This window comes from Glutamicibacter sp. ZJUTW, from assembly GCF_008370855.1.
GTDB lineage: Bacteria > Actinomycetota > Actinomycetes > Actinomycetales > Micrococcaceae > Glutamicibacter > Glutamicibacter nicotianae.
Genome location: NZ_CP043624.1, coordinates 2,418,539 through 2,435,438, shown reverse-complemented (window position 1 = coordinate 2,435,438; position 16,900 = coordinate 2,418,539). Strand labels below are relative to the sequence as shown.

General features: G+C 59.2%; 21 protein-coding genes and 1 pseudogene. 18 read left to right on the top strand and 4 right to left on the bottom strand.

Features of this window, described 5'->3' with window-relative positions:
• Position 1: 1 nt before the first annotated feature.
• The 13 genes and pseudogenes from rplR to rplQ all read left to right on the top strand — a co-directional run.
• Positions 2-373: a 50S ribosomal protein L18 gene (gene rplR, locus F0M17_RS11475; protein ID WP_038992187.1), complete on the top strand. Its 372-nt coding sequence runs from the start codon at positions 2-4 to the stop codon at positions 371-373.
• A gap of 29 nt (positions 374-402) precedes the next feature.
• Positions 403-1,080 carry a 30S ribosomal protein S5 gene (gene rpsE, locus F0M17_RS11470; protein ID WP_174520608.1) on the top strand — a complete coding sequence of 226 codons (678 nt, stop codon included), beginning with the start codon at positions 403-405 and terminating at the stop codon, positions 1,078-1,080.
• A 3-nt stretch (positions 1,081-1,083) separates the two neighbouring features.
• Positions 1,084-1,290, top strand: a complete 207-nt coding sequence (rpmD, locus tag F0M17_RS11465) for a 50S ribosomal protein L30 (protein ID WP_038992184.1) — start codon at positions 1,084-1,086, stop codon at positions 1,288-1,290.
• A 2-nt stretch (positions 1,291-1,292) separates the two neighbouring features.
• On the top strand, positions 1,293-1,745 hold the full coding sequence (gene rplO / locus F0M17_RS11460) for a 50S ribosomal protein L15 (protein WP_038992183.1): 453 nt from the start codon (positions 1,293-1,295) through the stop codon (positions 1,743-1,745).
• 256 nt (positions 1,746-2,001) lie between these two features.
• Positions 2,002-3,306, top strand: coding sequence for a preprotein translocase subunit SecY (secY, locus tag F0M17_RS11455; RefSeq protein ID WP_038992182.1), 1,305 nt, complete (start codon positions 2,002-2,004; stop codon positions 3,304-3,306).
• A complete protein-coding gene (locus tag F0M17_RS11450; RefSeq protein ID WP_038992181.1) occupies positions 3,303-3,875 on the top strand; it encodes an adenylate kinase in 573 nt (190 codons plus the stop codon). Before secY ends, F0M17_RS11450 begins: the two co-directional genes overlap by 4 nt.
• Positions 3,876-4,019: 144 nt before the next feature.
• Positions 4,020-4,853, top strand: coding sequence for a type I methionyl aminopeptidase (map, locus tag F0M17_RS11445; protein ID WP_149597139.1), 834 nt, complete (start codon positions 4,020-4,022; stop codon positions 4,851-4,853).
• A 230-nt stretch (positions 4,854-5,083) separates the two neighbouring features.
• Positions 5,084-5,305, top strand: a complete 222-nt coding sequence (gene infA / locus F0M17_RS11440) for a translation initiation factor IF-1 (protein WP_013349662.1) — start codon at positions 5,084-5,086, stop codon at positions 5,303-5,305.
• Between the two features lie 127 nt (positions 5,306-5,432).
• A complete protein-coding gene (gene rpmJ / locus F0M17_RS11435) occupies positions 5,433-5,546 on the top strand; it encodes a 50S ribosomal protein L36 (protein ID WP_013349661.1) in 114 nt (37 codons plus the stop codon).
• Between the two features lie 148 nt (positions 5,547-5,694).
• On the top strand, positions 5,695-6,069 hold the full coding sequence (rpsM, locus tag F0M17_RS11430) for a 30S ribosomal protein S13 (protein WP_022874115.1): 375 nt from the start codon (positions 5,695-5,697) through the stop codon (positions 6,067-6,069).
• Between the two features lie 43 nt (positions 6,070-6,112).
• Positions 6,113-6,514 carry a 30S ribosomal protein S11 gene (gene rpsK / locus F0M17_RS11425; protein ID WP_038992179.1) on the top strand — a complete coding sequence of 134 codons (402 nt, stop codon included), beginning with the start codon at positions 6,113-6,115 and terminating at the stop codon, positions 6,512-6,514.
• Between the two features lie 169 nt (positions 6,515-6,683).
• A complete protein-coding gene (locus tag F0M17_RS11420; protein ID WP_038992178.1) occupies positions 6,684-7,685 on the top strand; it encodes a DNA-directed RNA polymerase subunit alpha in 1,002 nt (333 codons plus the stop codon).
• Positions 7,686-7,767: 82 nt separating this feature from the next.
• A pseudogene (gene rplQ / locus F0M17_RS11415) lies at positions 7,768-8,208 on the top strand (50S ribosomal protein L17); the annotation flags it as partial.
• Between the two features lie 167 nt (positions 8,209-8,375).
• On the opposite strand, the gene F0M17_RS11410 reads toward rplQ, so the two are convergent.
• Both F0M17_RS11410 and F0M17_RS11405 read right to left on the bottom strand, forming a co-directional pair.
• The gene (locus tag F0M17_RS11410) at positions 8,376-8,816 is read right to left on the bottom strand and encodes a hypothetical protein (protein ID WP_149597138.1); all 441 of its coding nucleotides are present in this window, start codon (positions 8,814-8,816) and stop codon (positions 8,376-8,378) included.
• Positions 8,817-8,940: 124 nt separating this feature from the next.
• Positions 8,941-9,393: a hypothetical protein gene (locus F0M17_RS11405; RefSeq protein ID WP_210416638.1), complete on the bottom strand. Its 453-nt coding sequence runs from the start codon at positions 9,391-9,393 to the stop codon at positions 8,941-8,943.
• Positions 9,394-9,560: 167 nt separating this feature from the next.
• On the opposite strand from F0M17_RS11405, the gene truA reads away from it, so the two are divergent.
• From truA to F0M17_RS11380, 5 genes are all read left to right on the top strand, one after another.
• Positions 9,561-10,496, top strand: coding sequence for a tRNA pseudouridine(38-40) synthase TruA (gene truA / locus F0M17_RS11400; protein ID WP_246857054.1), 936 nt, complete (start codon positions 9,561-9,563; stop codon positions 10,494-10,496).
• A gap of 324 nt (positions 10,497-10,820) precedes the next feature.
• Complete coding sequence (gene rplM, locus F0M17_RS11395) at positions 10,821-11,264, top strand: 50S ribosomal protein L13 (protein ID WP_038992172.1); 444 nt, start codon at positions 10,821-10,823, stop codon at positions 11,262-11,264.
• A 38-nt stretch (positions 11,265-11,302) separates the two neighbouring features.
• Positions 11,303-11,803, top strand: a complete 501-nt coding sequence (gene rpsI, locus F0M17_RS11390; protein ID WP_052253868.1) for a 30S ribosomal protein S9 — start codon at positions 11,303-11,305, stop codon at positions 11,801-11,803.
• 169 nt (positions 11,804-11,972) lie between these two features.
• Positions 11,973-13,319 (top strand): phosphoglucosamine mutase, encoded by a 1,347-nt coding sequence (gene glmM, locus F0M17_RS11385; protein WP_149597136.1) that lies wholly within the window; start codon positions 11,973-11,975, stop codon positions 13,317-13,319.
• 148 nt (positions 13,320-13,467) lie between these two features.
• Positions 13,468-14,838, top strand: coding sequence for a UDP-glucose/GDP-mannose dehydrogenase family protein (locus tag F0M17_RS11380; RefSeq protein ID WP_149597135.1), 1,371 nt, complete (start codon positions 13,468-13,470; stop codon positions 14,836-14,838).
• Between the two features lie 75 nt (positions 14,839-14,913).
• On the opposite strand, the gene F0M17_RS11375 is transcribed toward F0M17_RS11380, so the two are convergent.
• Both F0M17_RS11375 and F0M17_RS11370 read right to left on the bottom strand, forming a co-directional pair.
• Positions 14,914-16,362: an NAD(P)H-hydrate dehydratase gene (locus F0M17_RS11375; protein ID WP_168202012.1), complete on the bottom strand. Its 1,449-nt coding sequence runs from the start codon at positions 16,360-16,362 to the stop codon at positions 14,914-14,916.
• A gap of 161 nt (positions 16,363-16,523) precedes the next feature.
• Positions 16,524-16,874, bottom strand: coding sequence for a holo-ACP synthase (locus tag F0M17_RS11370; RefSeq protein WP_066140694.1), 351 nt, complete (start codon positions 16,872-16,874; stop codon positions 16,524-16,526).
• Between the last annotated feature and the right edge of the window lie 26 nt (positions 16,875-16,900).

Sequence of the window (16,900 nt, the reverse complement as noted above, 5' to 3'; positions counted from 1 at the left end):
CATGGCTATCGGAATCAAGGGCAAGAGCAAGTCCGCTCAGCGCGGTCGTCGTCACCAGCGTTTGCGCAAGCACATCGTTGGTACCTCCGTTCGTCCACGCCTGGTTGTCAACCGCTCGGCTCGTCACATCTTCGTACAGATCGTAGACGACTCGCAGGGCATCACCCTGGCCAGCGCATCGACCATGGAAGCAGATCTTCGCGCAAGCGATGCCGACAAGACCGCAAAGTCCAAGCGCATTGGCGAGCTCGTTGCAGAGCGCGCCAAGGCTGCTGGCATCGAAGCAGTTGTCTTCGACCGCGGTGGCAACAAGTACCACGGTCGCGTGGCTGCTGTTGCTGAAGGCGCACGTGAAGGTGGGCTGGCACTGTGAGCGAAGCAACTAACAAGAAGGAAACTCAGGTGTCTGAAGCTACTGAAGCAGTCGAGACTGCATCGGCTCCCGCTACCGAGAACGCAGGATCCCGTCGCGGCGAAGGCCGCGGTCGTGGTGAAGGCCGTGGACGTGGCGAAGGCCGCGGTCGTGGTCGCGACCAGAAGGATAACCGCAACGAAGACAAGGACAAGTTCCTTGAGCGCGTTGTAGCTATCAACCGCGTCTCCAAGGTCGTCAAGGGTGGTCGTCGCTTCAGCTTCACCGCACTTGTGGTCGTTGGCGACGGCAACGGTCTGGTTGGCGTTGGCTACGGTAAGGCCAAGGAAGTTCCTGCTGCTATCGCCAAGGGCGTTGAAGAGGCCAAGAAGTCCTTCTTCCGCGTTCCACGCGTTGGCACTACCATTCCACACCTGGTCAAGGGTGAGGCCGCCGCTGGCGTCGTCTTGCTCCGCCCAGCAGCTCCTGGTACCGGTGTTATCGCCGGCGGTCCAGTGCGCGCCGTGTTGGAGTGCGCAGGCATCCACGACATCCTGTCGAAGTCGATGGGTTCGCAGAACCAGATCAACATCGTTCAGGGCACCATTGCTGCACTGAAGGCTCTGGAAGAGCCCCAGGCTGTTGCTGCTCGCCGCGGTCTTCCGCTGGACGAGGTTGCACCAGCAGCAATGCTGCGTCACATCCAGTCCCAGAAGGCAGGTGCTTAATCAATGGCTAAGAACATTGTTCCAAGCGACGCCAAGCTGGCAATCACCCAGGTCAAGTCCATCATTGGTGGTAACCAGGGCCAGCGCGACGTTGTTCGCTCGCTGGGTCTGAAGCGCATCGGTCACACCGTTGTCCGCACCGCCGATCCTGTGACTGTTGGCATGGTCAACAAGGTCCCACACCTGCTGAAGGTCGAGGAGGCGAAGTAGAGATGGCTGAAGAAAAAGCACTTAAGGTTCACCACCTGCGCCCAGCTGAGGGTGCCAAGACCGCTAAGACCCGCGTGGGTCGCGGTGAGGGCTCGAAGGGCAAGACCGCAGGTCGCGGTACCAAGGGTACCAAGGCTCGTTACCAGGTGAAGGCAGGCTTCGCAGGTGGTCAGCTTCCGCTGCACATGCGTCTGCCAAAGCTGCGCGGCTTCAAGAACCCATTCCGCGTCGAGTTCCAGGTTGTAAACCTGGACAAGATCTCGGAGCTGTTCCCAGAAGGCGGCGAAGTCACCGTCGAGGCACTAGTTGCCAAGGGCGCCGTTCGCAAGAACCAGCCTGTCAAGGTCCTGGGCACCGGCGACATCACGGTCAAGGTTGACGTGAAGGTTGACGCCTTCTCGACTTCCGCAGCCGAGAAAATTGCTGCTGCTGGCGGCTCGGCAAACACCCTCTAATACAGGGTCAAGCCTTTGAATAGTCCCGGTTCGGGTTGAGCAATCAACGCGAACCGGGACTTTCTTTTACTCTCGGCGAAACATTCTAAGATTTCTAATAATTGCTTGGCTGATTAGTCAGTTTAGTCCCAATTCTGCAAACATTCCTGCGCTTTTCGTGTGGCGCATTTGGCAGGATTGCCTAACTGACCGCTAGAATCGTTAGGTCTGGGAAGAATCTCTTCCCCAGACTCAAGCACTTACTTCAGGAGGACGCTTGTTCAGCGCCATAGCCCGAGTTTTTCGGACGCCTGATCTGCGCAACAAGTTGCTGTTCACGCTTGGGATCATTGCGATCTATCGTGTGGGCGTATTCATTCCCGCACCGGGCATTGATTACAGCAACGTTCAGCAGTGTCTGGCAATGGGTGAAACCACCGGTGGACTTTATTCATTCGTGAACCTGTTCAGCGGCGGAGCCCTGTTGCAGGTATCGGTTTTCGCAATGGGAATCATGCCGTATATTACTGCGGCAATTATCGTCCAGTTGCTGCGTGTGGTGATACCGCACTTCGAGGCACTGCACAAGGAAGGCCAAGCCGGCCAGGCCAAGATGACGCAGTACACGCGTTACTTGACCATCGCCCTGGCACTGCTGCAGGGAACCACCTTGGTCACCCTGGCGCGCACCGGCAGCCTGTTCCCAAGCTGCACCCTTCCGCTGATCCCGGATGACTCGCTGATCGTCATCTTGCTGATGATCATCACCCTCACGGCAGGCACCGGCCTGATCATGTGGATGGGCGAGCTGATCACCGAACGCGGCATCGGCAACGGCATGTCCATCTTGATCTTCATCTCCATCGCTTCGGGCTTCCCATCCTCGATGGGCGCGATCTTCCAGGCACAGGGCATCATGACCTTCATCGGCGTACTGCTGGTGGGCCTGCTGATTGTGGCCCTGGTGGTCTTCGTTGAGCAGTCCCAGCGCCGTGTCCCGGTGCAGTACGCCAAGCGCACTGTGGGACGCCGTACCGTGGGCGGCACCTCCACCTATATTCCACTGAAGCTGAACATGGCGAACGTGATCCCAGTGATCTTCGCCAGCTCCATCCTGGCGCTGCCGCAGATGATCGTCCAGTTCAACCAGAACGACGACGGCACCCTGCCCGAGTGGGCGATGTGGCTGCAGGAGCACTCGGCGACGTCCTCGCCGTGGTACATGCTGGTGTACACCCTGCTGATCATCGGCTTCACCTACTTCTACGTAGCGATTACCTTCAACCCTGAAGAGGTCGCAGACAACATGAAGAAGTACGGCGGATTCATCCCGGGCATTCGCGCAGGTCGTCCGACCGCGCAGTACCTGCAGTACGTGATTTCCCGTATTACCTTCCCGGGCGCCCTGTATCTAGCGTTCGTTGCGTTGATTCCACTGATTGCCTTCGTGCTGTTCAACGCTGATCAAAGCTTCCCATTTGGCGGTACATCGATCCTGATTATGGTTGGTGTGGGTTTGGAAACCGTCAAGCAAATCAATGCTCAAATGCAGCAACGGAACTATGAAGGGCTTCTGCGATGAGTCGACTGCTAATTATTGGACCTCCCGGTGCCGGCAAAGGCACCCAGGCCGTAAAGATCTCCGAGCGCTTGGACATTGTTGCCATCTCGACCGGTGACATCTTCCGTGCCAACGTCAAGGGCGGCACCCCGCTGGGCCTCGAAGCCAGCAAGTACATTGACAACGGGGACTTCGTCCCTGATTCGGTCACCAACAACATGGTTGAAGACCGCCTGAACCAGGACGACGTAGCCAACGGCTTCCTGCTGGACGGCTACCCGCGCACCAGTGCGCAGGTCGATGCACTGGATGCGATGCTGGCCAACAAGGGCATCGCCCTGGACGCAGTGCTGCAGCTGACCGCCGATGATGACGAGCTGGTTGCCCGCCTGCTGAAGCGTGCCGAAATCGAAGGCCGCGCCGATGACACCGAAGAGGTCATCCGCCACCGCCTGAGCCTGTACAACGAAGAGACTCGCGTCGTTGTAGAGCGCTACGAGGAACGCGGCATCGTGCGCAAGGTCGACGGCCTGGGCGCTATCGACGAAGTCACCGAACGTGTTCTTGCGGCGTTGAACGTCAACGCCTAGACACAAGCGTTACAACGCGCAGGGACCGTGCAGCAACAATGGATGTTGCAGCCCGGTCCCTGCGCACTTTTTGCATTGATGGACCTTGCCGAAGCCGGCAACGGCACAGGGCGGGACATCACACTTTAAGGCAGGGGAATCACATTGGCATTAGGACAGCCGAAAATCGAGTACAAGTCCAACTCCGAGATCTTGAAAATGCGCAAGGCCGGGTTGGTTCTGGCTGAAGCACTGGACGAAGCTGTCGCGATGGCCCGCCCGGGCGTGCGGACCGAAGCTATCAACGAGGTTTTCGGCAAGGTGCTGGAACGCCACAGCGCAACCAGCAACTTCCTCGGCTACCACGGTTTCCCGGCCAACATCTGCGCGTCGGTCAACCATGAGGTAGTCCACGGCTTCCCGTCCGACTACGAGCTGAAGGACGGCGATGTGCTGAAGATCGATGGCGGCGCCGTCGTGGAGGGCTGGCACGCCGACTCGGCCCGCACCGTTCTGGTCGGGGAAAACATCGACCCGGCTGACCAGCGCCTGAGCGATATCACCGAGCAGGCCATGTGGGCCGGCATTGCTGCCGCTGCCAACGCACGCTTCGTCGGCCAGATCGGGCAGGCCATCGATGACTACGTCGCCAGCCAGCCAGGCGACGAGCTTGGCATCCTCGAAGACTACTGCGGCCACGGCATCGGCTCGCAGATGCACATGGCACCGGACGTGCTCAACTACAACTCCGGACACCGCGGCCCACGGATCAAGCCAGGTATGTGCTTGGCCATTGAACCAATGCTCGTACGCGGCGGCATCGAGACCTCCGTGCTGGAAGATGACTGGACGGTAGTCACTAACGACAAGTCCAACGCTTCGCAGTGGGAGCACACCGTAGCCTTCCACATGGGCGGCATCTGGGTATTGACCGCGCACGACGGGGGAGCGGCGGGCCTGGCCCCATTCGGCGTGACCCCATCGCCGATCCAGGGCTAACGCCACCCCGGAATCCAAGGGATCCAGTACGCCACCGCGTTGTGGCGTGCTGGATCTAACATTTTAAATATCGATGAACGATTGGCACTGCGAGAACTAATGCCGTATCGTTGTTTGTTGGTTCTTGATTTAATTGCGCCTAAAACCCTTAGGTTTTCGGTACAGGGATCAAGAGCCGGAACCAATTACTTGTTGGTGGGAATTGCCAACAAAAAAAGTTAGCGGGGAAAATGGGCAAGAAGGAAGGCGTCATCCAGGTAGAGGGCACCGTCTCGGAGGCACTGCCGAACGCGATGTTCCGCGTGGAGCTGCCAAATGGACACGTAGTGCTCGCCACTATCTCGGGTAAGATGCGTCAGCACTACATTCGAATCCTCCCAGAGGACCGAGTGCAGGTTGAAATGAGCCCATACGACCTCAACCGAGGTCGCATCGTCTACCGCTACAAGTAAATCTGCACAACCCAAGACTTTCCCAGCAGGCCAAAGCGCAGTCATGCGCAATAACCGCTAGATGATTGTTCTTGGGCGAAGCTATTTACTGCTCCACATTTAACTGCAACCGCAAAAGGACAAAGCCTTGAAGGTTAACCCTAGCGTGAAGCCGATCTGCGACAAGTGCAAGGTGATCCGTCGTAACGGCGTGGTCATGGTGATCTGCGAGAACCCACGCCACAAGCAGCGTCAGGGCTAATTCCGTTCTTACGGGATTCCCACGCGTAGTCAATTAGGCAGTATCAGCCAGGACGGAAGTTCTGGTGCACCCCCGGATTCGGAGGCCGGGGCCGTGAGCAATCACGGAAGATGCTGCTCCAGACCTCCGTTCGTTGAAAGGTAGCCACTTGGCTCGTTTAGCAGGCGTGGATATTCCACGCGAGAAGCGCGTAATCATCGCGCTGACTTACATCTACGGCGTGGGCAAGACCCGTGCAGAAGAGACCATCGCAGCGACCGGTATCAACCCGGACACTCGCGTCAAGGATCTCACCGATGACCAGCTCGTGCAGCTGCGCGACTTCGTCGAAGGCACCTACAAGGTAGAAGGTGACCTGCGCCGCGAGGTTCAGGCCGACATTCGCCGCAAGGTAGAGATCGGATCCTACGAAGGTATTCGTCACCGTAAGGGCCTGCCGGTCCGCGGTCAGCGCACCAAGACCAACGCACGTACCCGCAAGGGCCCGAAGCGTACCGTCGCCGGTAAGAAGAAGACTCGCTAAATCTTAGCGATCTAGTTCAAATACTTTTTTCGTAGGAGAAGAAATGCCCCCAAAGACTCGTGGAGCGGTACGTAAGCCGCGTCGCAAGGACAAAAAGAATATTGCGCAGGGACAGGCGCATATCAAGAGCACCTTCAACAACACCATCGTATCGATCACCGATCCGACTGGCGCTGTGATCTCGTGGGCTTCGGCCGGCGAGGTAGGCATGAAGGGTTCGCGCAAGTCGACCCCATACGCTGCCCAGATGGCTGCCGAGTCCGCTGCAAAGCGCGCTCAGGAGCACGGCATGCGCAAGGTTGACGTTTTCGTCAAGGGCCCAGGCTCGGGACGCGAAACCGCGATCCGTTCGCTGCAGGCTGCTGGCCTTGAGGTTGGATCCATCCAGGATGTTTCCCCAAGCGCTCACAACGGTTGCCGCCCATCGAAGCGTCGCCGCGTCTAATTGATTCGCTAGGCTTAGCCTAAGAAGTCACCGAAGCATTCACTCGTGGGTGCTTTGGTGACTATCTTGGACTTATTAGCCTGCAAAAGACGAACGGCCACCTCAGGCTACCGTCGTTTCCACCCCCGTGAGGCGTCATATAGCGGACGCTCGCTGAAAGGAAATGTAAGTGCTCATTACGCAGCGCCCAACCCTGACCGAAGAAGTAGTTGCCGAAAACCGCTCCCGGTTCGTTATCGAACCACTGGAGCCAGGCTTTGGCTACACCCTTGGTAACTCGCTCCGCCGTACCCTGCTCTCTTCGATTCCTGGTGCTTCCGTCACCAGCATTCGAATTGACGGTGTACTGCACGAGTTCACCACCGTAGCCGGTGTCAAGGAAGATGTCACCGAACTGGTCTTGAACATCAAGAACCTGTCGGTATCTTCCGAGCACGACGAGCCAGTCGTTGCCTACCTGCGCAAGCAGGGCCCGGGCATCGTTACTGCAGCGGACATCACCCCTCCAGCAGGTGTGGAGTTCCACAACCCTGATCTGCACATCGCCACCCTCAACGCCAATGGCAAGTTCGACATGGAACTGACCATTGAGCGCGGCCGTGGCTACGTGTCTGCCGCTCAGAACAAGAACATCGATGGCGAGATTGGCCGAATCCCAGTTGATTCGATCTACTCCCCAGTTCTGAAGGTGACCTTCCGCGTGGAAGCAACCCGTGTTGAGCAGCGCACCGACTTCGATCGCCTGATCGTTGACGTGGAGACCAAGGAATCGATCACCCCGCGCGATGCAGTTGCATCCGCAGGTACCACCCTGGTTGAGCTGTTCGGTTTGTTCCGCGAACTGAACACTCAGGCTGAAGGTATCGAAATCGGTCCATCGCCAACCGATGCAGCCATGGCTGCTGACATGGCGCTGCCGATCGAGGATCTGGAACTCACCGTTCGTTCGTACAACTGCTTGAAGCGTGAGGGCATCCACTCCGTGGGTGAACTCGTTACCCGCTCCGAGGCCGACTTGATGGACATCCGCAACTTCGGTGCAAAGTCCATTGACGAAGTCAAGGCCAAGCTGGTTGAACTGGGTCTGGCCCTGAAGGATTCCCCTCCAGGCTTCGATCTGGCCGCTCGTAGCGCCATCGACGATGGCGACGAATACGACGAGGGTCTGTAAGACACGCGTCTAGCGACACACTACTTCATCCGACTGGACGACAGATTCGTCCAGTACGGGTTATTCATCTAGGAGAACTACCATGCCTACCCCTACCAAGGGTCCGCGTCTCGGCGGCAGTGCAGCACATGAGCGATTGATTTTCGCTAACATGTCGGCACAGCTCTTCGAGAACAAGAAGATCACCACCACCCTGACCCGTGCCAAGCGTCTGCGTCCACACGCAGAGCGCCTGATCACCTTCGCAAAGCGCGGAGACCTGGCTTCGCGTCGCCGCGTCCAGGCCGTCATCGCTTCGCGTTCGCGCACCAACAAGTCGATCGTTCACGAACTGTTCGAGAACATCGCACCAGCAATGGCAAACCGCGAGGGTGGCTACACCCGCATCACCAAGATCGGCAACCGCAAGGGCGACAACGCTCCTATGGCTGTTATCGAGCTCGTGATGGAGCCAGTTTCGCCAAAGCAGGCTGTCGTCAAGGAAGCCACCCAGGCTGCCGAGAAGGCTGCTGAGACCGAAGAGGCCTAAGCTTCTTCGAGCTGAAGCTCCCTCGCCTGCAAGGGCAAAAAGAGTCCCGTTGGATCCGCAAGGAACCAACGGGAATCTTTTGTTTAAGCCTGTTCAGTGATGAATGCCGGAGCGCGTGCCCGTCAGATGGCGGGTCTCGAGCATCCGCAACGTGGAATTTCCTAGCTGAACGAATCCATGTCCGGGCATGCCGTATTCAGGTATTCAGTAGCCTCTGAGGCTTCGGCAGTCTCGAGCTCGGCGACTTTTTGCGAAATCTCCATCATATTGGTGCCGTCTGCTTCAGCCAACAAGTCTGCCATTTCCTTGTTCTGCCCGGCAGCTGCGTTCAAGGACGTGGCAAGCTTGCTGTCCTTGGTATTTTCCGCGGCTTCACCCAAAATGGCATTGAACTCATGCATGACCTCGACGTATGCCGAAGTTTCGCTCACCATGAGTTTTGCGCTGGAATCATCCGCCTTCTTTTGCAGATCGCGCTGGACTATCTGCTCATTGATAAAGGAGCAGGTGTCCTCGGTGGACATTTTTCCAGCACCGCAACCAGTGAGCATGAGTGAAGCGAGCGCGAGCGCAGCGGCAGGTGCCGCGAACTTTTTCAGCATGGAGATCCTTAGATGATGAACCGCTGGTCTAGCAGGGTAGCCATTGATGACTACTTGATTATTCTATAGTCAGGATTTACTGCAGGCGGTGTGTGACGTGCTTGGGTCTGCGGACGAATCGTATTTACGGTTCGACCGTGCCGGATTCCTCACCGGAAATTGGGCAGGTCCGATCCACATAGTCCGAATATTGATCTGTCAGATCGACCGCGGCCGCTTCAAGGTCTGCCCCGAACGTTGGATCATCGAAAGCGCGGCCCTCAATGAGGTCGACGAAGTCTTGGAACTTGCTGATTTCTGAGTCCAATGCAGTGCGCAGTTTCCCATTGCTGGTCTGCTCGGAAACTTCTTGGTAGATGCCGATGGTGGCTTCCATGACATCTACGACAGGTTGCGTGTCTTGCTCAATAGCGCCCATATATGCCAGCCCCCACTTGTCCCCGATCGATTGATCGATAGCCAATTCATGAAGCAGGTCGCATGACTGCTCGGTGTTCAGCTGGCCGGAACTGCAGCCACTCAAGCAAAACCCAAAGGCGGTTGATGCTCCAATGATGCTTGCGGTAGTCCTTCGCATGGGAAGTCCTTAGAACGGTGATGATGGCTTTGCCGCCTAAGCGGCAGGACGTTGGATGCACACAGGCTACCTCCGCGGGAGTCCCGCGTTTTTGCGCCTGTGGATAACCGGCCGGAAGGCGGCCATTGATTCGACGTTTGCGCAGGTCCTTACGCATAATTGAATGCATGAGTATCCAGCCAGAGAGCATCGATCCCATGGGCACCAACGCATTGGGGGCTACTGCCGCACCAGCGTGGATCCGGATGCGCATGGTCCTCGGATACGACGGCGCCGCCTACAGCGGTTGGGCGCGCCAGCCCAATGTCCTAGGCGTGCAGCAGCTGGTTGAGGAAGCATTGGAAATGCTGGTCCGCCGCCGTGTGCGAGTAGTTGTCGCCGGCCGCACCGACGCAGGCGTGCATGCGCGCCACCAGGTGGTGCATTTCGACCTGACAGATGACGAATACGCGGGCCTGCCGCGCAAGGCGCCCCTGGCTCCCGGCCCAGCGCTCGTACGCCGCATCAATGGCATTCTTGGCCGCCAAGAGGGTGCCGTGTGGGTCCATGAAGCCGAGCGTGCTCCAGAAGGCTTCGACGCCCGGTTCTCGGCGCTGGCCCGCCGCTATTCCTACCGGATCGCCGATGGCCAGCAGCGCTGGGATCCGCTGACCCGACACCTGACCGCATGGCACCGCGAAGAGCTCGATGTCGAGGCCATGAATCGCGAGGCGCAAAGCGTGCTGGGCCGCCATGACTTCTTGTCCTACTGCAAGCCTCGTCCGCACGCCACGACCATTCGCACCTTGCAGGAATTCTCCTTCACCCGCGGTGCCGACGGCCTGGTGCTGGCGCACCTGAAGGCCGATGCCTTCTGCCACAATATGGTCCGTGCGCTGATTGGCGCCGCAATGATGGTGGGGGACGGGCGTGAGCAGCCGGGCTTCTTGGCCCAGCGGCTGGAGCAGATGGTCCGTGACTCGAAGACCAAGCTTTCGCACCCGCGGGCGCTGGTTCTCGAAGAGGTCTATTATCCGGAAGCGGGAGAGCTGGCAGAGCGGGCACTTAGAACCCGCGCGCTGCGCACCGATGATGAAGCAGATACGGCCCGCTCGGAAGGCTGATTGGCGTTGAGCCCCGGAATCTTAAGGGTGTTGTTGCTCACGGCATACATCCTTTTTTGGCCGGAAACACTTTAATCCGCTAAACTTTTATGAGTTGTGTATGTCCACGTTCGACACTACACGCCCAAGCGTGACGGCTTAGTTGCATAGTCGCTGGTCTGCTGGGTGTGCGAACAGCATATGGACGGCCGGTTATCATCAGTCCTCACCTGACGTACTGGTCTAAACACAAGAACAACACGACAGTGCCTGTCACTGGGGGATCTCACCGCCTTCAGCCAAGCGACTGTTTGACCAGAAACGAATCAACGTAAGGCAATTACTGTGCGTACGTACACCCCAAAGCCGGCTGACCAGACTCGTCAGTGGTATGTCATTGACGCCACCGACGTAGTGCTCGGCCGTCTCGCCGTCCAGGCCGCAACCCTGCTGCGCGGCAAGCACAAGCCAACCTATGCTGCACACATGGACATGGGCGACCATGTCATCATCATCAATGCAGACAAGGTTGCACTGACCGGTAAGAAGCTGCTGAACAAGCGCGCTTACCGCCACTCCGGTTTCCCAGGTGGCCTGAAGAGCATCAACTACGCAGACCTGCTGGAAAAGAACCCAGTACTGGCTGTTGAGAAGGCTATCAAGGGCATGCTGCCTAAGAACAAGCTTTCGGATGCCCAGCTGTCGAAGCTGAAGGTATACCGCGGCGCAGAGCACCCACACGCTGCTCAGTCGCCGAAGGCACTGGAAATCACCCAGGTCGCTCAGTAGTCCTGGCCCCGAGAAGAAATACTTAATAGGAGATTATCGTGGCTCAGAACGCTGAAGAAACCACTGAATTCGAGGGTGAGACCCCTTCGACCTACACTACCGAGACCGCAGCTTCGACTGTTGTTGCTGACACCGAGCGCGCTCCACTGACCGTGCCAGGTGCGGCTGTTGGCCGTCGCAAGCAGGCTATCGCCCGCGTTCGCCTGGTACCAGGCTCCGGCAAGTGGACCGTAAACGGTCGCGAGCTGGACAACTTCTTCCCAAACAAGCTGCACCAGCAGGATGTTAACGAACCATTCAAGGTTCTGGGTCTGGAAGGCGCATACGACGTTATCGCACGCATCAACGGCGGCGGCATCTCCGGTCAGGCTGGCGCACTGCGCCTGGGCATCGCCCGCGCCCTGAACGAGATCGACCGCGACGCGAACCGCGCCACCCTGAAGAAGGCCGGTTACCTGACCCGCGACGCACGCGTCATCGAGCGTAAGAAGGCTGGTCTGAAGAAGGCACGCAAGGCTTCGCAGTTCTCGAAGCGCTAAACCTTACTTCAAGGTCTTTCCAAGGGCCCTGTCATCCTGCAAAGGATGCCAGGGCCCTTGGGCATTTAACGCCGAGGAACGCAAAATGCTATTAAACTTTTCTCATATCACTGTTATTCCGGGGCTTTGAGCCATTTAAATCAATGCAGAGGGCATATGATTGAATGCGATGGCAAGGTTATTTGGGACCGATGGGGTCCGAGGAAAAGCAAACGAACTGTTAACTCCCGAGCTCGCGCTGGAACTGGCGCAGGCGGCATCCGTGGTGCTGGGCTTGAGCCAACCAGAGGACGGCTACAAGCCAGTCGCAGTGGTTGCCAAGGATCCGCGCATCAGCGGTGACTTCCTGTCCGCCGCAATCGAGGCCGGCCTGGCTGCCTCCGGCGTCGACGTGATGGATGCCGGCACGCTGCCCACTCCCGCGGCGGCATTCCTGGTAGGGGACTTGAACGCTGACTTCGGCGTCATGATTTCCGCCTCGCACAACGCGGCTCCGGATAACGGTATTAAGTTCTTGGCCCGTGGCGGCAAGAAGCTGGACGATGCGTTGGAAGACGCCATCGAAGCCTGCTTGAAGATGCCAAAGCCACGCCCAACCGGCGGCGAAGTAGGACGTGTCTCGCGTTTCGCCGACGCTGAAGACCGCTACATCATGCACCTGCTGCAGGCACTGCCTAACCGGCTCGAGGGCTTGAAGGTAGTCCTGGACTGCGCCCACGGCGCTGCTTCGGGATGCTCCCCGGAGGTCTTCAAGGCTGCCGGCGCCGAAACCATCGTCATCGGCGCAGATCCGGATGGCATCAACATCAATGACGGCTACGGCTCCACCCATCTGGAGAAGCTGCAGGCCGCTGTGCTGGAGCACGGAGCGGACTTGGGCATCGCCCACGACGGCGACGCCGACCGCTGCCTGGCCGTTGACCATGAAGGCACGATCGTTGACGGCGACCAGATCATGGCCATCATGGCACTGGACATGAAGGACCGCGGCGAGCTGAAGGACAACACCCTCGTTGCCACCGTGATGAGCAACCTCGGCCTGACCCTGGCCATGGAAGCTGCAGGCATCACCGTCAAGCAGACCGGCGTGGGTGACCGCTACGTGCTCGAAGGCATGCGTGAAGGCGACTTCTCCCTGGGCGGCGAGCAGTCCGGCCACGTGATCTTCTCCAAGCACGCCACCACCGGCGACGGTGTCCTGACCGGCCTGATGATCGCGGCTCGTGTGAAGGCTACCGGCAAGACCTTGAAGGAACTTGCTGCTGTGCTGACAGTCCTGCCGCAGGTCCTGATCAATGTACGCGGCGTCGACAAGGCCGGAGTTCCGGACTGCGATCCGCTGCAGGACGCTGTTGCCGCCGCCGAGGCCCGCTTGGGGACCACCGGTCGAGTGCTCTTGCGCCCATCGGGGACCGAACCTGTAGTCCGCGTCATGGTCGAGGCGGCTACCCACGACCAGGCCCAGACAGAAGCTGAAACCCTGGCCGAGGCGGTCAAGGAGCACCTGTCCCTCTAGGCTCTGCAACTGCCCAGCAACCACTACGTAAATATCAAGAAAACTCACACCCCCGCAGCGCGTTCCATACCGGAACACGTTGCGGGGGTGTGGCATGCTAACTAGTAGGAACCGATCTGGGTTCGCGTTCTCGGAGAGAAGGACTTTCGTGACTCTACGCATCAGCGTGATCGGCACCGGCTACCTCGGTGCAACCCATGCCGCCTGCATGGCTGAACTGGGCTATGAAGTCATTGGACTGGACGTGGACACGGCCAAGCTCGAAGCCTTGGCCGCTGGTGTTCTGCCTTTCCACGAGCCAGGCCTGCCCGAGCTGGTGCGCAAGCACGTGGCCTCCGGGCGCCTGCGGTTCACCGACAGTTACGCAGAAGTCGCTGCCGGCGCGGATATCCACTTCATCACCGTGGGAACGCCGCAGCGTGCTGATTCGCAGTCCGCAGACATGTCCTACGTCGATGGTTCCGTGGACTCCCTGCTGGAGCATATCACCGGCGAAGCGCTGATTGTCGGCAAGTCCACCGTCCCGGTAGGCACCGCACGACGGCTGAGCGAGAAGATTGCCCAATCTGCCAAGCAGGGAAGCGACATAGCGCTGGCCTGGAATCCAGAATTCCTGCGTGAGGGTTTTGCTGTCCAGGACACCCTGCGCCCCGACCGGCTGGTCTATGGATTGCAGGATGGGCGAGGCCTGGAACTGCTGCGCAAAGTCTATGCTCCGATCCTCGCCTTGGACACGCCGGAGATCGCCACGGATCTGGAAACCGCGGAACTGGTCAAGGTCGCGGCCAACGCCTTCCTGGCTACCAAGATTTCCTTCATCAATGCTTTTGCCGAAGTCACGGAGACCGTGGGTGGCGACATCAAGGTTCTTGCCGACGCGATTGGCCACGATAAGCGCATTGGACGCCGCTTCCTGAACGCCGGGGTGGGGTTTGGCGGTGGATGCCTGCCGAAGGACATCCGCGCCCTACAAGCCCGCGTCAGCGAACTTGGCCTGAGCCAGACCATGGGCTTCTTGGCTGAAGTCGACCAGATCAACTTGCGCCGCCGCGACCGCGTGGTCTCGCTCGCGTCGCACATGCTTGGAAACGAGCTGGCAGGCAAACATGTGTGCGTACTCGGCGTGACATTCAAGCCGGACAGCGATGACGTGCGCGACTCGCCAGCGTTGGATATCGCCGTACGCCTGTACAACGAAGGCGCTGAAGTCTCGGTCTACGACCCAGAAGGCAACGCCAACGCCGCCCGGCGCTTCCCGCGCTTGAACTATGTGGACTCCTGCAAGGAAGCTGCGCAGAACGCCGATTTGACCTTGGTGCTGACCGAGTGGAACGCGTTCCGGGAAATGGCCCCTTCGGACCTTGCCGACGTGGTGGCAAGCAAGCAGCTGATCGACGGACGCAATGTCCTCGACCGCCCAGAATGGCGGAAGCAAGGCTGGACCATCACCGGCCCGGGAGAGTACTTCGAGCTGGGCAACATGGCTCCGGCGACCACCTCGATTCCGGCGCAGGCCTGAACGGTGTAGCCGGACATGGAAGGGGCGGTTCTCCGCATTAGGAGAACCGCCCCTTCTACGTGTTGCCTACGCAGGCTAGAAGCCGAACTGCTTCATGACCTTGGGAAGATTATCGATCAGGCGAGAAGCATTCACGGTGCCGTCCGCGGCGGTCACCCGGCCCAGATGGCCGTGGATGTACGCCGCGCACGCAGTCAACTCCATCATGCGGCGGTTGGGCACTGTTCGCAGGCCTTCAGTGCCCGTCAGCGAGCTGTCGGAGAGCATGTAGCCGAGGATGCCGGTCAAGACATCTCCGCTGCCCGCAGTGGCCAGTTCCGGTGCCGAGTGGCTCACCATCAGGCTGTCGCCATTAGGCGCAACAATGTAGCTGGTGGGGCCCTTGAGCAGGACTACAGCGTTGTAAGCCAGGGCGGCCCAACGGGTCCAGCGAATCGGGTCCTGGGAAAGCTCATCAGGAGTGATCTTCACACCCGCGCGGCCAAGCAACATGCGCAATTCCTTGGCGTGGGGCGTCAGCACGCGGGGCTGCTCGCTGGGCCCGGCAGGAACCACATCCAGGCCGGATGCGTCGATGACAGCTGGCTGGGGGCTGGCGAAGACATCAGCGATGGCACCAGTCGGGGGAGTGCGTCCGTCCAATCCCGGTCCAATAGCCCACGCCTTGATCTTGGCGCTCTTGCCGTGGATCTGGCGGCGCGAGAATGACAGCGCTTCCTTGATCTGCTCATCATCCAACGGCACGGACTCCGGCACGGAGACTGCCATAAGCGGCTGGATGGAATCGGGTACGTGCGTGCGAAGCAGCCCGACCCCGCAAGCCACGGCGGCCTTGGCAGTCAGCTGGGCAGCTCCGGGATACAGGTCGGAACCGGCGATGAGGCCAAGGACTCCACGCTGGTATTTGTGGCGTCCGGCATCCCGCCAGGAGCGGTGCTGGTCCAGCAGCTCGCGGGCAGCCTGCTCGTCCACTAGCTGGGTGCCGGGCTGGACGGAAGAAAAGTCGAATTCCAGATCAGCCACGGTGATCTCGCCGGTAACCAGCGGTCCATCCACGGACAGCAGGCCGGCCTTCATGGCGCCGAAGGTCACCGTGCGTTCAGCTCGGAGAACCGAGTCCTGCGCAACGCCGGTTTCAGGGTCCAACCCTGAGGGAACATCGCAAGCCAGCACCCGTACGCCAGCCGGAACCGACGGCACGTCGGAACCGGCTCGATATCCAAGACCATAGATGGCGTCGATAACGAGCGAGGCATTCGCTAGTTCGCCGTCGCCATCTGACAGATCCAGTATGGTGCCGCCGGCGGCTTGGTACGCTGCAGCAGCCTCTGCGTTAATCTGCTCGTGGCATTGCAGAGCCAGCGTGGAAATCTTCTGCTGCTGAAGCTCTGCCAGTGCATACAAGCCATCGCCACCGTTGTTGCCCGGGCCGATCAGTCCGACCACGAACGCCGGTTCGGTGCTGTGTCCTTCGGCCAGCATGGCGACAGCCGTTGAAGCCAAATGGGCGGCGGCTTGCTTCATTAAGCTGGTCTCGCCCCGCTTGGATTTCTCCTGGGCTTCAACCGCACGAATTTGCGCAACACTGTAGACAGGAATCATAAGACAAACAATACTCAAGGCTTCTGTGCGATGCCCTATTTAATGAGATACGTGTCGTTATTCCTTCGTCGTGGCGTTGGTGCTCAGCGTTCGGCAACCACCATTGCGATCGCCATGTCGCCATCGTGGGACATGGTCAGGTGCCAGGATTTGATGCCGCGCAGCTCGCTGGCTGCGGCCACTGAGCCGGTGTTGTGAATCTGGGGATCACCGGCTTCGTCCTTGCGGATGGTGCAGTCCTGCCAGTTCATCCCGGCAGGAGCGCCCAGTGCTTTGGCGATTGCTTCCTTGGCTGCGAAACGGGCTGCAAGAGAACGCAGGGGCAGGTCCCGTTCTTCTTCGGTGAAGAGCCGGTCGCGCAACCGTGGAGTCTTCTCGAGCTGACGACCGAAACGTGGCACATCAACGATGTCCACTCCAATACCTGCAATCATGCGTATCAGTTTATCCAGTGCCTGCA